At 42.1% G+C, this 15,168-nt stretch carries 11 protein-coding genes; 6 read left to right on the top strand and 5 right to left on the bottom strand.

Features of this window, described 5'->3' with window-relative positions; genetic code table 11:
• Positions 1-28 precede the first annotated feature (28 nt).
• Both iadA and yfcC read right to left on the bottom strand, forming a co-directional pair.
• Positions 29-1,201 carry a beta-aspartyl-peptidase gene (gene iadA, locus O2Q26_RS08130; RefSeq protein ID WP_289215443.1) on the bottom strand — a complete coding sequence of 391 codons (1,173 nt, stop codon included), beginning with the start codon at positions 1,199-1,201 and terminating at the stop codon, positions 29-31.
• Between the two features lie 18 nt (positions 1,202-1,219).
• Entirely contained in the window at positions 1,220-2,710 is a 1,491-nt protein-coding gene (yfcC, locus tag O2Q26_RS08125; RefSeq protein WP_289215442.1) for a putative basic amino acid antiporter YfcC, read from the bottom strand.
• A 147-nt stretch (positions 2,711-2,857) separates the two neighbouring features.
• Here yfcC and O2Q26_RS08120 point away from each other — a divergent pair, with 147 nt between their 5' ends.
• On the top strand, positions 2,858-4,867 hold the full coding sequence (locus O2Q26_RS08120) for a sigma-54 interaction domain-containing protein (protein WP_289215441.1): 2,010 nt from the start codon (positions 2,858-2,860) through the stop codon (positions 4,865-4,867).
• Between the two features lie 665 nt (positions 4,868-5,532).
• Here the strand turns inward: O2Q26_RS08120 and O2Q26_RS08115 are convergent.
• Complete coding sequence (locus tag O2Q26_RS08115) at positions 5,533-6,747, bottom strand: NAD(P)/FAD-dependent oxidoreductase (RefSeq protein WP_289215440.1); 1,215 nt, start codon at positions 6,745-6,747, stop codon at positions 5,533-5,535.
• 245 nt (positions 6,748-6,992) lie between these two features.
• On the opposite strand from O2Q26_RS08115, the gene rpoN reads away from it, so the two are divergent.
• The 3 genes from rpoN (at position 6,993) to O2Q26_RS08100 (ending at position 10,124) form a co-directional block, all read left to right on the top strand.
• Positions 6,993-8,255 carry an RNA polymerase factor sigma-54 gene (rpoN, locus tag O2Q26_RS08110; RefSeq protein ID WP_289215439.1) on the top strand — a complete coding sequence of 421 codons (1,263 nt, stop codon included), beginning with the start codon at positions 6,993-6,995 and terminating at the stop codon, positions 8,253-8,255.
• 64 nt (positions 8,256-8,319) lie between these two features.
• Positions 8,320-9,219 carry a formyltetrahydrofolate deformylase gene (gene purU, locus O2Q26_RS08105; RefSeq protein ID WP_289215438.1) on the top strand — a complete coding sequence of 300 codons (900 nt, stop codon included), beginning with the start codon at positions 8,320-8,322 and terminating at the stop codon, positions 9,217-9,219.
• A 32-nt stretch (positions 9,220-9,251) separates the two neighbouring features.
• A complete protein-coding gene (locus O2Q26_RS08100; RefSeq protein WP_289215437.1) occupies positions 9,252-10,124 on the top strand; it encodes an EamA family transporter in 873 nt (290 codons plus the stop codon).
• A 758-nt stretch (positions 10,125-10,882) separates the two neighbouring features.
• Here the strand turns inward: O2Q26_RS08100 and O2Q26_RS08095 are convergent.
• Positions 10,883-11,125, bottom strand: coding sequence for a hypothetical protein (locus O2Q26_RS08095; RefSeq protein ID WP_289215436.1), 243 nt, complete (start codon positions 11,123-11,125; stop codon positions 10,883-10,885).
• Positions 11,126-11,526: 401 nt separating this feature from the next.
• Between O2Q26_RS08095 and cudC the strand changes: the two genes are divergently transcribed.
• Both cudC and O2Q26_RS08085 read left to right on the top strand, forming a co-directional pair.
• On the top strand, positions 11,527-12,087 hold the full coding sequence (gene cudC / locus O2Q26_RS08090) for a choline uptake/conversion transcriptional regulator CudC (RefSeq protein ID WP_289215435.1): 561 nt from the start codon (positions 11,527-11,529) through the stop codon (positions 12,085-12,087).
• A gap of 188 nt (positions 12,088-12,275) precedes the next feature.
• Entirely contained in the window at positions 12,276-13,826 is a 1,551-nt protein-coding gene (locus O2Q26_RS08085) for a high affinity choline transporter 1 (RefSeq protein WP_289215712.1), read from the top strand.
• A gap of 76 nt (positions 13,827-13,902) precedes the next feature.
• Here the strand turns inward: O2Q26_RS08085 and O2Q26_RS08080 are convergent, their stop codons facing one another.
• Positions 13,903-14,970: a DmpA family aminopeptidase gene (locus O2Q26_RS08080; protein WP_289215434.1), complete on the bottom strand. Its 1,068-nt coding sequence runs from the start codon at positions 14,968-14,970 to the stop codon at positions 13,903-13,905.
• Positions 14,971-15,168: the final 198 nt, after the last annotated feature.

Below are 15,168 nucleotides of genomic sequence, written 5' to 3'. Positions count from 1 at the left end.
GCTCCAGAAAGTGGGAGCTGACCTTTTTTTATTCGAATGTTCCTTTAACTGTGACTTCGCCTTTCTCCACCATGACTTGGCCCAAAGCGATGACTGTATCAATGGCTAATGTCTTCTCATCGAACAGGATGGCATCGGCATCCTGTTTTTCTTTGAGTGTTCCTTTCGACGAGAGTCCTAAGATACGTGCCGGATTTTCTGTTACGACTTGCAAAGCCTTGTCTAACGGCACCTTTTGCTCGTGAACAGCATCCTTGAACGCTTCGTACAGGGAGAGGACTCGTCCCACTTTTAATCCGATGAGCTCTCCTCTTTCGTTGAAATCAGGTAAGCTGCCCTGGGCATCTGAAGTGAAAGTGATTTGCTCAACGGGGACGCCTGCATCCAGCATTTCCTTTAATGCCTGGCTGCTTTTTACTTCTCCATCTTCCAAAAACTTAGGAATGGTGCTCGTCGTAAAATCAACGTATCCACCGTTTTTTGCATAACGAATGCCGGCTTCAAAAAGACTGCGGCTTCGGTTTACATGAGTGGGATAAAATTGGCTGATCGGTATGTCTGTACTTTCCACCACTTTTTCAATGAGGGAAAGGTGCTCCGGACTATCTCCTAAATGAATGTTGACGACCCCTTTTTTGCCAGATAACATTCCGCCTATTCGTGCCTGTGAGGCAAGACGGGAAAGTTCCTCAACTGTAGGCTGGGAAGAACGGTGGTCGGCGATCGCTATTTCACCAGCACCAATAATAAGGTCGATGAGCATTAGATCATCTTCAATTTTACCTGTTAATGTGCGTACCGGAATCTGGTATGAGCCTGTGTGAGCATAACAGGAGATGCCTTCTTCTCTAAGCGCACGGGCTTTAGCAATCAGGTTCGTCATTGTGCGGGTCGTTCCATCGGTACCAATGACACCGACAATAGTCGTAACCCCGCTGCGAGTCGCGTCCGTTAGTGGTAGCTCAGGGGTGCGGGTCCGATAACTTCCCTCACCGCCGCCTCCTGTTATATGGACATGTCCATCGATAAAGCCGGGTGTCATGATTTTCCCTCTGCCATCGATGACTTTTATCCAATCCCAATCACTGGGGATTTCTATTTGGTCGCTGATTTTGGCAATCCGCTGATCAGCCAGGAGTACATCCTTCACGCCTGAATAATGTGGATTGTATACTGTGGTGTTTTTAATCAATGTCAGCATGATCGCTGCCTCCTATCGTTAGTTGAAATTAATGAGCGCAGCCAGAATGATGAAAAAGGAAGCCAAGCCGAATAAGATCAGTTGGAATTTAATGATAAACTTGAACCATAATCCCCAATCTAAACGTGCTGCGCCAAGTGTACCCATCAGTGCGGCAGATGTCGGTACAATAATGTTCGTGAGTCCATCTCCTAGTTGAAAGGCCAGTACGGCTACTTGACGGCTGACCCCGGCAATATCGGCTAGTGGCGCCATAAGAGGCATCGTCAGCGCAGCCTGTCCAGATCCTGAAACTACAAAGAAGTTGAAGACCGATTGGAATAAGAACATGAACCATGCGGAAATGACTTCAGGTACACCTTCAAACAATTGACCCGCTGAGTGCAAGATCGTATTCAATACGGAAGCTGATGCTGGGTCGTCACCTCCAAGAATAATGATGATCCCCTGCGCCATACCTACGACTAATGCGGCTGGAAGGAGGTCCTTGGCTCCATCTGCGAAACCTTCTGCAATATCATTCACTCTCATATTATTCAATTTAAAAATGACACCGATGATACCTGCGACCAAACCGATTGTGAAAAATTGGCTGGCGATTTCCGGAATGAAATAGGCATTTTCAATAACACCCCAGATAATCCAAGCGACGCCGGCTGCTACGGTAAGAATGACCAGCAGGTGTCCTGTGGTGAAATTCACTTTAATATCTTTTTGTTCAAAATCATCGCGGAAATACTGGTCTGAATCATAAGCTAGTGAACGTGTCGGATCTTTTCGAACACGACTGGCATATTTCCACGTATAAAAGGTTCCAACAGCTGTGAACACAAGCCACATGACCATACGGAAAGGTGAACCGGAAAGCACTGGAACGTCAGCGACTCCCTGAGCAATCGCTACACCGAAAGGGTTCATCCATGATGTGGCAAAACCGATCTGTGTCGCAACATAAGTGATCATGATGCCTGTGATGGCGTCGTAACCAAGGGCAATGACGAGCGGCACAAGAATCATAGCAAAAGCAATCGCTTCTTCGCCCATTCCGAAGACAGCCCCGCCTAAAGAGAAGAGGAAGAACATTATGGGGATAATGAGCACTTCTTTTCCTTTTGTCCGATCTATAACGGATAGAATTCCTTCTTCAATCGCTTTTGTTCTCATAATGATACCAAAAGCCCCGCCGATGATTATAATGAAAGCCACAACCCCGACAGCAGAACCCCATTTATCACCGCTCACTAACCCTTCAAACACGTAGTTGAGCAGTCCGGCTCCGCCGCCTCCTTCGAACAAGGTGGTGCCGCTGCTTTCTCCTTCTTCAGTCGAGTAACTTTCGGGAACAAGTACGGTGCGTGTTTCTTCTGATCCAGAGTTGTCGTAAGTGACATCTTCTGTTTCAAACACCCCTGCTGGAACTAAGTACGTAAGCAGTGCAGCAAATAAGACAACACAAAAAATGATGACATACGTATGTGGCATTTGAATGGCTTTTTTCTTCTTCTTCATGTATTTTCCTCCTTATTTTTCTCCTCACTATTACACATGCAAAAACCATGCCAACAATATTTTCTGAATATTTCAAGTTTTAATGGGTTTGCGGGTTATTATTGGTTTTATTAGGGTGGTATAATAGAAACCAGAAAGGGTGTCTTTATGGATAATCATTTGACTCTATTAGCAGGAACTCCAGAAACAAGAGCTACACTGCATCAGCAGCTGGACGAAATTTTTGGTGAGTTTATTAAGATTGATAGTTATTCGGTAGATGAATCTCTACCGGATCTGATAGAAAAAGATTTGATCATTTTCTCCTCCCATTTAATAGAGCAGGAAGCAGCTCATGTCATTGGTGAACGCTGCACGTCGATTACTGCCCGCAGAACCATCAACTATCAACATATTGATCGATTGTTCGAGCTTCGCGATAACACCACGGTACTCTGTGTCAATGATACCCCTGAAATGACAATAGAGACGATTGATACATTGGAAAAAATCGGGATGAACCACCTGAATTATAAGCCCTATAACGGCCGCTCATCCAGTGAAGAAATCGATACCGCCATTACACCCGGCGAAGTACCGTTCATCCCTAAGAGAATTGGAAAGGTTGTCGATATCGGAGTCAGACTGATTGACATTACCACCTTGATCGAGATACTGGATCATTTTCAATTGAAGCGTAAACTGGGCGGCATCATTTCAAGCCGTTATACAAGTAAGATCATTGAGTTAAGTAAGAAAATTTCTGAAATGAACCAACAAACGCAAACTTTAAACGAACATCTAAAGCAAGTGGTGGATGGCGTCAATGATGGAATTATGGCGATTGACGTAGTAGGGAAGGTTACGGTGTTCAATCCATTCATGGAAGAATATACGGGACTATCTGCTTCTCATGCTATAGGAAAGACTCTTCCACAGTTATTCAAACAGCATGACCTGCTGCAATTTTTGTCCCAGCCTCAAGAGGAAGGGCGCTACTTTACCATTAATACGTATAACGTTATGGTATACCGTTTTGATTGGGAAGGCAGTGACAGTGTACTGCTCATTTTCAAAAACACCGACGAAACGATTACGATGGAGCGGGCGGCGAGGAAACAGCTCACGAAAACCGGGTATATCGCCAAGTACCACTTTCAAGACATTATTGGTGAAAGTGAGGCGCTTGAAAAAACAAAAGAAATCGCCAAGAAGTTGGCACGGTCTGAACTGCCTGTCCTCATCCAGGGAGAAAGCGGCACAGGAAAAGAGTTGTTTGCAAGCGCCATCCATAATCATTCTGGTCAACGACTGGATCCGTTTTTGGCTGTGAATTGCAGTGCTCTCCCTGAAGAACTGCTGGAAAGTGAACTATTTGGCTACGAAGAGGGGTCATTTACAGGAGCGAAGCGAGGCGGGAAAAAGGGAATCTTTGAGCAGGCTGATGGAGGTACAATCTTTCTGGATGAAATTGGAGATATCAGTCTCAAACTGCAGGCGCGTTTACTCCGAGTCATTCAAGAAATGGAAATCCGAAAAATCGGTGGCAATAAGAACATTCCTATTCAAGTGCGCGTGATCGCAGCTACAAACAAAGACCTTCTCCGCCTGATTGAAGAAGGGAAGTTCCGCGAAGATTTATATCATCGTCTTAAAGTCTTATTTCTGCAAATTCCTTCATTAAGAAAAAGAAAGGCAGACGTTCCGAGGCTTGTTCACCAGTTTCTCATAGAAAACGGCTGTCCTGACCATAAAATAAGTCCCTCCTTAATGAACACATTGAAAGACTATGAATGGTACGGAAATATACGAGAGTTGAAGAATACGATTTCCTATTTGATTACTGTTGGAGAAGGCACAGTTATTACAGAAAGAGATTTGCCGAACGACGGATTTTTTCAAAGTAATTTGTCATATGAAGCAGACGCACAACTAAGTATGCTCGATCAGCAGAAGTTCATTCACGTATTAGCTATCATCCTTGAACTTAATGAGTCCTATGTCAGTGCGAGTCGCAGCAAAATCAGTGAACGAAGTCAGCAGTCTGATTTTCCACTCTCTGTCCAGCAAATCAGAAAAACAATAAAGGATCTCGAAGAGCACGAGTATGTAAAGGTGAAGCGAGGAAGAGGAGGTACGGAAATAACGGAGCAAGGCAGATCTTTTTTAAAATATTAAACGCCGTCATTGATTCTCATAAGATAGTTATTCAACAATATGGCGGGATAGAGGAAGACTCGGTTTCGCGATAACCTGGGTTCGATGCTGTGGGACCTTTGCTGTTTCGTCATCATTATGAGAGGAAGGTGGTTTTAGGAATGGACTCGCTTTCCGTGGGAGTGCGGTGAGCTTCCTCAGGCTCCGCCTTCCGGGATCTCACCATTCACTCTCATCCCACAGGAGTCTCGCCCATTCCTAAAACCACCTAACTTATATTAAGAGACGGAACTAAAAAATGAGAAAAAAACTCTCTTGTACGAATGTTATCCACCGCCCCTCAATATAAGATTTGATTCTCGAAATCACCTGGATAAGTACTTTCTTACTTATAGTGGGGACATTAAACTCCAGTGCTATAGTTCCTTGATTTTAGTTTCAAAACTCCTGCACTTTAAGGTAGTTTCAATTATCTTCTTGCAGAGAACAAGTTCGCTGGTTACATTCAAAAGAGTAAAAAAGAAGCCAGCTCCCTATATTAAGGGGCTGGCTTCTTCCGTTTATCTAAAGTCTCTATTAGCTTCCGCCACTCGGCTGACTGCCGTATAAAGAACAGTAGCTCCAACTGTGAGAGCTGTCAGTAACCATAAGAAATTTTTCATGATATCGTTCCCCCTTAAGAAAAATTAAAAGAAGCGTACTTTCCCTTTTTTAAGGACAAGCTTAGGACCACCGACTAAGAATAAATAACGGTCATCTATTACGTTCTTCATTGCTTTTGCGCTCATACCGTAAAGCTTCTTATCATCCAGGACTGTTCCCATCGCATCACTTCCGCCAAGAGAAGCTACCGTACCTTTATAATCAAACTGGAAGCTTTGTAAAGGCTCTTTACGCAGCAGAGCTGTAAGGTTGGAAGCACAAGTGTCCGCTTCTTGAATTGCGCTCTGAGCGTTTACTGCGAACGGCTTATCGCTTTCTTTGTCCATAACCCATGAACAATCGCCGATTACAAAGATATTTTCATAGCCTGGTGCACGTAAGTCCTCATTGACGTTCACTTTTCCTTTGAAAATTTCAAAACCGGATTCGCCGACGATGGAGTTCGCCTGTACTCCGCCAGTCCAAACGACAGTTCCGGCATTGATTTCTTCACGGTCGTCTCCTACAATAAATCCCTTTTCCGTGCATTCTTGAATTTTAGTACCGATTCTGAATTCTACTCCGCGATCTTCAAGAGATTTTTTCGCATACTCTACTAGATCCTCCGAAAATCCAGGGAGGACAGTAGGAGCCGCCTCTACATTGATAATGCGGACTTTCTCACGGTCGATGTTGTACTCCTTGCATAATTCAGGTACACGCTTAGCTAATTCACCGACAAATTCGATACCAGTAAATCCGGCTCCGCCAACTAAGATGTTCAATGAATCTTCATTTCTATCAACTCCGCTGCTGTAACGAGCAAACTGATACTCTATATGGTCACGGATATATCTGCTGCTGTTGATGTTCTCAATCTTAAGAGCGTGCTCTTTAATTCCAGGTATACCGAAAGTTGCTGTTTCAAATCCAAGAGCAACGACGAGATAGTCATAGCTTAACTCCCCGTTTTCTAGAACGACGCGCTGTTCATCCTTCTTGATTTCAACAACTGTATCGTAATGCAATTGGACACGTTTCGTATTTAGGACGTCACTGATCATAACCCTGGATTTGTTAGGTTCTTCCGTTCCTGCTGCAACTTCGTGAAGCCAAGTCGTCAGGTAGTGATAATTGTGTTTGTTGACTAAAGCGATTTCTGCTTCCTCAGGCTTGAGTTGCTGAGAGAGTCTCTTTGCCGTCATCATCCCTGCATACCCTGCACCTAATACTAAAATTTTCGGTTTACTTTTACTCACTAGATCTCCACCTTCCTCTTGGTTTACGTTTACCAAGCACACGAATCTTCCAGAAATCCGTGGATACAATCTCTACCAATTCATTATAACAAGGACGATAGAGTTGTTGTAATCATATCTATTCATTTACGTCGCTTATTGTAAAAAAAGGAGAGTGAGTGTTTCATGATTGTTCATGAATTACCTTGAAAAATGTCTTCATATCAACGAAAATAGGTATAACTCTTATGAGGAGGAGGTAGGACGTGAAGCTCGAATTAACTCAAAATCAATCGACTCGTTTAAAAATGACGAAGGAGCTCCGTCAAGCTATCTCTCTTTTACAGTACACCCAGGTGGAATTAGTTGATTTCATAAAGGAACAAGCGATGGAAAATCCATTGATAGAAATTGTAGAGCCTTCTCCAACTAATTTCTCGTCTCCTAATCTTACAGTAGAAGACTATGCAGAGAGACTAGTAGATTGGCGGCAGACACTTCTTGAAGAACAGCGATTGCTTACATTGAGTGAAATGGATAAGAAGGTGGTCAGCCAATTAATTTTGAACCTTCATGACAATGGATTTTTACCTTACACGAAGGCAGAATTGGCTACAGAGATAGATGTGGAAGAGAAGGATGTAGAAAGTGGCTTGTCCATTTTAAAGCAGCTTCAGCCAGGCGGGCTCGGCTGTTACGGTTTTAGAGAGTATTTACTTTTCCAAGTTAAGAACCATGCTGACTTTTCCCTTATCCGTCTGGTAATCGAGAATCACTTACCAGAACTTGCCGATGAAAACTGGGCCTATTTAGCGGAGCACTTATCGATTACAAGGCAGAAGGTTATGACCATCGCAAATCTAATAAAAAGTTTGAGCCCACGTCCTATGCTGCCTTCTACTAAACAAGCAGAATACATTGCACCTGATTTTTACGTAGAGAAAGTAGGGGAAAGGTATGAGGTTTCTCTGAATAAATATGGGGAGCCGCGCATTTACATGAACAGCCACTATAAAAATATCGAAGGTACCGCTGGCGAGTATGTAAAAACTTGCTATAATAAGGCTTCATGGTTGATTCGCAGTATCGAAAAACGACATACAACAATGCTCAAAGTGGCGCAGTCTATTGTCGATCGACAGATAGATTTTCTGAACGATGAAGGAAAGGGAGCTTTTGCACCGTTGCAGCTGAAAGATATAGCGGAAGAAATTGATAGACATGAATCTACTGTCAGCCGAACAGTCGCGCATAAATATATTCAGACCCCTTTTGGCACGGTACCGCTTAGGATGTTTTTCACATCGAAATTACAGCTGCATCAGGGCGGTTCTGTATCATCAAAATACGTGAAATATCTCATACGCGAACTGGTGAGAAATGAGAGTCGGCAAAAGCCTCTCTCTGACCAGAAGATAGCAGATGTTTTAAATAGGGAGCATACCATCATAATTTCCCGCAGGACTGTAGCTAAATATAGAGAAGAATTGAATATCAGCTCTTCGTCTAAACGAAAAGCTGTTCAATAAGATTAACAATCCTCTTGAGCGGCAATAGTAATGATAGATTAAAACAAAAGGAGAACTAGAGGTTATGAAATCATATATACAAGAACAAGTGCAGAATTATAAGGAAAAACATAAAAATAGTGGACGTTTACTCATAAATTGTCCTGACCAGCCGGGCATCGTGTCTTCAGTCACACAGTTCCTTCATAAAAATGAAGCGAATATCATTGAATCCAATCAATATACGACAGACCCTCAAGACGGAAAGTTTTTCATGCGTATCGAATTTGATTCACCACGCCTGCCGGAGAAGGAAGAGGAACTGCGTAAGGATTTTCACTCGATTGCCGAACAATTCGATATGACATGGACGTTAAAAGGTGCTTATGATGTGAAGAAAACAGCCATTTTCTGCTCAAAGGAACTCCATTGTCTGCGGGAACTTTTACTGGAATGGCAAAGTGGAGACCTTATTACGGACATTGGGTTGGTAGTAAGTAATCATGAAGATTGCCGAGAACTTGTTGAATCGTTCAATTTGCCTTTCTACCACATTCCATCGAATAAGGATATTCGCAAACAGGTAGAAGAGAAACAACTGGCTTTATTAGAGGAATATGAGATCGATCTGATTGTACTTGCGCGCTATATGCAAATATTGACCCCGGAATTCGTTGCTGCGCATCCGTTCAAGATCATTAATATCCACCATTCGTTTTTACCGGCCTTTATTGGAGCCAACCCTCATAAGCGGGCTTATGAGCGTGGTGTGAAGCTGATTGGAGCAACATCCCATTACGTTACAAATGATCTTGACGAAGGTCCGATTATTGAACAGGATATTATGCGTGTCGATCATCGTGACAGCATAGATGACTTGAAAAAGATGGGACGTACGATTGAACGAAGCGTTCTTGCTCGTGGTGTGAAGTGGCATTTAGAAGATCGCTTGATCGTTCATGAAAATAAAACCATCGTATTTTAAATACATGGTGATATAGGCGGTGTCTGGTCATAATGAAAGCTCCATATTTCATGGTCATGTTCGCCGCCGTATTGTGGGGAACTACTGGAACAGCTCAAACCTTTATTCCAGCCAGCCATCCTATATCGGTCGGTGCGGTCCGTTTAGCTGTAGGCGGTATCTTTTTATTTGTGGCAGCACTTGCTATGAATAAGTTCCGATTCAGGGGTTTGCATACTAAATATGTCTTTTTTGCAGCGATAAGTATGGCCTGCTATCAGCCATTTTTCTTCTCAGCCGTCAGTTTAACGGGAGTAGCAGTCGGCACAGTCGTAGGAATAGGAAGCGCCCCGGTTATGGCTGGTTTAATCGATTGGTTGTTTATGAAACGCAGAAAATCAAGAAGATGGTGGATGGCCACGTGTCTATCGATTATCGGCTGCGGCATGCTTTTTCTAAATAGTGTGGAAATTACCGTGGACCCTTTAGGTATTTTGCTTGCGCTCGGAGCCGGGTTATCATTTGCGGCGTATACGTTGACTAGTGAAAAGCTTGTGAAAAACCATTCGCCTATAACAGTGGTAGCCGTAGTCTTCATCTTAAGTGCGATCATACTATCGCCGTTCCTATTCGTATTCGATTCATCATGGATGGCGAACGTCAATGGTGTTTTAGTCAGTCTCCATTTAGGGATATTGGCTACAGGCGTTGCGTACGTATTATTTTCTAAAGGATTAATAAAGGTGCCTGGTTCTACAGCGGTAACTTTGTCGCTTGCAGAACCTTTGACGGCTGCTTTGTTAGGTGTATTTGTCGTAGGAGAAGTCTTCTCCTTAGTGTCCTGGATAGGGATGGCTCTTATTTTATGTGGGTTGTGTTTGTTATCAATTTCTTCACCGAAAAAATCAAGGGCCCAGGCTGCCTGAAATTTCCCGGGAAATATCGACAGGAAAAATAATAAAATCCGCCAATTCTTCTAACGAAAGAATTGGCGGATTTTTTATTTTAAAACTATGTTTAATTTCTGTGTTGATAAACATATAAGCTACCTAATTTGGAAGGTCGGTTTCTTTATTTTTGTTTGGAGAATGAGGTCTTGGAAATGACTCGCTTTCAGCGGGGAAGACGGCAAGCCTCCTCGAGCTAAAGCTCTCCGGGGTCTAGCCAGTCTATCCATTCCCGCAGGAGTCTCCCCATTTCCATGGTGTGAGGAACGAAACGAAACCATCTTTTAATGATCACCTGAAAAGTATTATGTATAGATACTTTTCAGGTGCCTATAGAAGAACTAGCAAAAGCTTTGCATTGGTGTGTGGCGAGTGATGAAACTCAGCAATTCTCTAAAGAAGCGGTGAAAGATTAACAAACTGAAGGAGACCCTCTTGACTGAAAGTACTTCACTAAGAATGTTACAAACGCTGTTTTATCGAAGTGCTATATTTTATCTCTTTAAAGAGCTTCCGTTACTGAACCTACTGGTGTGTCAGGATTGATTCTATTAATGTGAAAACTTTTACGTCAGTCTCTTTCTGTGAAGTAAATTGACAACTGGATTCGTTATACCTGCATTAGAAACATCCGATTTTGTCACAAATAAATTTATTTAAACCTAGTGGATTGGTTCAGGATATTTATTACATAGCGTTTCATTTATGTATATTCTTCTAATCTACGACGGCCTTACTCACGACCAATCCTGACTGCTTTTATCTGCCCCGTGCTGCTTGAGTATAGAGGGAGTGGAGGTCGTTGATCTGTCACGGTAACTTAATCGTAATTTAAAAACTGCGTATTCGTCTTTTTCGATGTCCGTTGACCAAACAGCGTCAGCCAGATCATAGATAGTATCGTTAGCAAGGGATACAGCCTCCTCTTTGAAAGACAACTTCTCAATCGTTAGGACACGTGCAATTTTTCGTCTCTTCATCAAAATCGTTTCCATGCTTAATTCGGCTTACACGTTTAACGAGTCTCATCGTGAACACTTTATTGTGCTTAAATAATCGTGATTCTGCTGACCAAACTTGAACTGCATAGAATACTACAGTGTTTTGCGCTTTTTCGAGTTATACATTACTTCTTTTGCTTGTAAATTATTAACTTTATTAAGTAATCATTTAACATATTTAATAACATTTACGATATCAGCTTTAATTTTTTTTGTCAAAGCGAATAAAAAATTTAAAATGGGCTGATCGTATGGCCTGATAGACTAAAACAAAGTAATAAAAAGATTAACGTTTTGACAAGATGAGATTATTCGTTAAGATAAGTTTGTTAAGAAAAAATTTAATAAAGTTTATTTGTTTGGTCTGGAGGAGGTTGTAAATGTCGAACCAACAAGGAGACAATGCGCGTGCTTCTTTTGAACAAGCAAAAGCGCTAGTCATAGATTCAATTGCAGAAACAATGGATTTGTATGGCGTCACCAGGAGTGCAGGCAACTTGTATGGAACTATGTACTTCGGAAATGATATGACCCTGGACGAAATGCGTGAAAAGCTGGGGATGAGTAAGCCAAGCATGAGTACGGGTGTAAAGAAGCTTCAGGACTATAACATAGTGAAGCAGACTTTCCGTAAAGGAACGAGAAGACAAACTTTCGCGGCGGAAAAAGACTTCTTTCAATTCTTCGCAAACTTTTTTGCGAAAAAGTGGCTGCGAGAAGCAAGGATTAATTTAGACGCTATCCATAAGGCTCAGCAAGAGCTTGATCAACTTCTTGAAAATGAATCTGTAGATGGAAATTTACGCGAAGAAGCTCTGTTGACTTATAGGCAGATGGAAGATTCTAAGCCTTATTATTACTGGCTTCAAAAATTAGTTGCTTCGATTGAAAGCGGCGAATTATTCGATGCCATTCCCGTAGATGAAATTAAGAAACAATAAGCAGGTAGACGCGTCTTTGTAAAATAGCGAATACGTTATTTCAAGAAAACGTCCGCCTTTTATAACTTGCAGAATATTCAGAAAAATAATTAGGAGTGAAGCCGATGACAGAACAGTCAAATGAAAATCAGTCATTCTTAAGAAAGAATGCTGCAGCGTTGATACTAGGAATCTCAGTCGTTATATTTATGTTTTATATTTTCCTTACGAATGATGACATCCATTGGGGTGGATTCATTGCGATGATCGTGTTTTATGCACTTGTTTATTACATTGGTGCAATTTTTGCTTCAAAAAAATCTAATTCCCTCTCAGATATGATGGTTGCCAAGCGCAGCATCCCCCTTGGAATCGCAATGTTCACGATGGCCGCTACATGGGTAGGCGGCGGTTATGTGAATGGAACCGCAGAATTCACTTACAGTGATGGACTTGTTTGGGCTCAAGCTCCCTGGGGTTATGCTCTAAGTTTAATTATTGGCGGTATTTTCTACGCAAGAAAAATGCGCCGTTATGAATTTATGACAATTCTTGACCCTCTGCACCAAAGGTTTGGTAAACGGATGGCGGGTATTTTATATATCCCGGCTTTACTAGGAGAAATGTTCTGGAGTGCTGCTATACTTACAGCGTTAGGGACTACATTTGGTACGATCTTAAATATTGATTTTACAACTTCCATTATATTATCAGGAATCATCGCCATCGCTTATACCGTAGCTGGTGGAATGTGGGCCGTCGCCTATACGGACGTGTTCCAAATGGCCGTTTTGCTGATAGGTCTAGTATTAGTGATTCCTTTTACTTTAGGTCATGTAGGTGGTCTAGAATCGGCCTGGGGGAATTACTCCTCAGAAATGGGGACTTACTCTAACTTGTTTCCTCCTTTAGATGGATGGAATCATCCGGACTGGGGAGATTATTACTGGAATTGGATTGATTACGCCTTGCTGCTTATTTTTGGTGGTATTGCGTGGCAAGTATATTTCCAGCGTGTTCTTTCAGCAAAAAATGAAAAAACGGCGATGTGGCTGTCTATTACGGCGGGTGTTATTTGTATCCTTGCTGCCATTCCAGCAGTAATCATCGGAGTGGTAGGATATAACATCGATTGGGCAGGGATGGGTCTCCCGACACCTGAAAACGCATCCGTTGTATTGCCGCACGTATTGCGTTACTTAACGCCTGAAATCATATCTGCTATCGGGTTAGGAGCTCTTGCAGCAGCTGTTATGTCATCCATGGACTCTTCAATTTTGTCAGCATCATCGATGGCATCCTGGAACATTTATCGTCCATTAATTAACCCGAAAGCCAGCCAGGACAAGCTGAAAAAAATCATTAAACGGATGATCATCATTGTAGGAGTAGGCGCAATGATCATCGCCTTAAACGTTCAAAGTGTTTATACTCTTTGGTATTTAGCTTCTGATTTAGTGTATACTGTACTGTTTCCTCAATTGACAATGGCACTGTTTTATAAAAACGCGAACCTTTATGGATCAATTGCTGGATTTTCAGTAGCCGTATTCCTTAGATTGGGAGGAGGGGAGCCAGCACTTGGCCTTCCTGCATTTTTACCATATCCGATGATTGATGCGGACGGCATCGTTCTATTTCCATTTAGAACTGTGGCTTGTATCGCTGCATTCATCTTCATTTTTATCGTTTCTGAATTGACGAAAAAGAAATGTAGGCCTCAGCCTTTGCTGCTGCCTTCTGAGAAACAATCCGATTGAGAATCGACTTCTTAAAACAAAAAAATCAGCCAGTCCTTTTTAGAAGGGCTGGCTGATTGTGATTATACGGTCTTAATTATTTATTTAATTCGATGGAGAACTTATGCAATAAATCGCGTAGTGCAGGTTTTTCATTCCCATTTCTGCCCACTACATGACGGGCAGTAATTAACGAATTGAGAACTGCTTCTTCTGTAGCTTCTCCGATTGCGCGAAACGCTGTATCAAGGTCTTCTTCATGAATGGAAAGAATGTTTTGTAATCCGTCCGTTTTATTATGAGGGATTTTAGTAGCTGTAGAGAAACCTATGACAATTTCACCGCTTCCATTTGCAATGATGCTTCCCGTTCTTGATAGTCCTGTAACGCTTCTTTTCAATATCCTGTTTAACTGCCTTTCAGTTACAGGCAGGTCGGTGGCAGCAATGATCATAACCGAACCTTTATCTTTTTCATCTTCAGAAGTCTTTAGCTTATTATGTAAATCCTTTCCTATTGAGCGTCCTCCAATCATTAAATCATGTAATGCTCCGAAATTGGTGACCACATAAACGCCAAGTGTATACGTCTTATCCTGCAATTCTATTAATCTGGAGGATGATCCCACTCCGCCTTTTAGAGAGTAGCAAAGCATACCGGTTCCAGCACCTTCTGTTCCTTCTTTAAAGACGTCAGAGGCCTGATTGATGGCAGCAGTTACATGTTCCTTCGTAACGTAACGCTCTCGTATGTCGTTTAAAAACATATCATTGCATTCACCGACAATCGGATTTACAGTACCCGTTGTTCGTCCAATTTCAGGGGTTCTGGATAACATATAGTCTATGACGGCATCAGCTGCTGTCCCTATATTTAATGTATTGGTCAGCACTATGGGAGTTTCTATCGTTCCCATTTCTTCAACTTGGACCAAGCCCATTGTCTTACCGAAACCATTGACCACATAGGCGGAGCTGATCACTTTTTCATGAAAAAGGTCACCTTGATGCGGAAGGATAGCCGTGACCCCTGTCTGCATCTGCTTATCGCTGAGTGTCACTTGGCCAACTGTCACTCCAGGTACATCGGTAATCAAGTTATTTTTCCCTGCACGAAGGTGACCAATATCTACTCCGTAATCTTTGATTCTTTTAGTTTTATTCATTTTGCTCACCTCGTCCTATTAGATCTAATTTTTGCATAACTGTGTAACTATATGCAAAAACGATGATTTTAGTGTATAAAATGGAAAAAAATTGAACTGGATTGTGAGAAAATCTATCAAATGAAATTTTTTTGAAATAAATTTGGTTGCGCTTTCATTTTTAGCGCCTATTTAGATAACTCCATTCATTACAGGGAT

The sequence above is a fragment of the Halobacillus campisalis genome (genome assembly GCF_030345335.1).
GTDB lineage: Bacteria > Bacillota > Bacilli > Bacillales > Halobacillaceae > Halobacillus_A > Halobacillus_A campisalis.
This window is presented reverse-complemented; position numbering and strand designations above follow the sequence as displayed.

Coding starts and splice junctions, on each gene's coding strand:
- O2Q26_RS08080 (WP_289215434.1), bottom strand. CDS start 14,970: ATGAATAAAACTAAAAGAATCAAAGATTACGGAGTAGATATTGGTCAC.
- iadA (WP_289215443.1), bottom strand. CDS start 1,201: ATGCTGACATTGATTAAAAACACCACAGTATACAATCCACATTATTCA.
- O2Q26_RS08085 (WP_289215712.1), top strand. CDS start 12,276: ATGTTTTATATTTTCCTTACGAATGATGACATCCATTGGGGTGGATTC.
- O2Q26_RS08120 (WP_289215441.1), top strand. CDS start 2,858: ATGGATAATCATTTGACTCTATTAGCAGGAACTCCAGAAACAAGAGCT.
- purU (WP_289215438.1), top strand. CDS start 8,320: ATGAAATCATATATACAAGAACAAGTGCAGAATTATAAGGAAAAACAT.
- yfcC (WP_289215442.1), bottom strand. CDS start 2,710: ATGAAGAAGAAGAAAAAAGCCATTCAAATGCCACATACGTATGTCATC.
- O2Q26_RS08095 (WP_289215436.1), bottom strand. CDS start 11,125: ATGAAGAGACGAAAAATTGCACGTGTCCTAACGATTGAGAAGTTGTCT.
- O2Q26_RS08100 (WP_289215437.1), top strand. CDS start 9,252: ATGAAAGCTCCATATTTCATGGTCATGTTCGCCGCCGTATTGTGGGGA.
- cudC (WP_289215435.1), top strand. CDS start 11,527: ATGTCGAACCAACAAGGAGACAATGCGCGTGCTTCTTTTGAACAAGCA.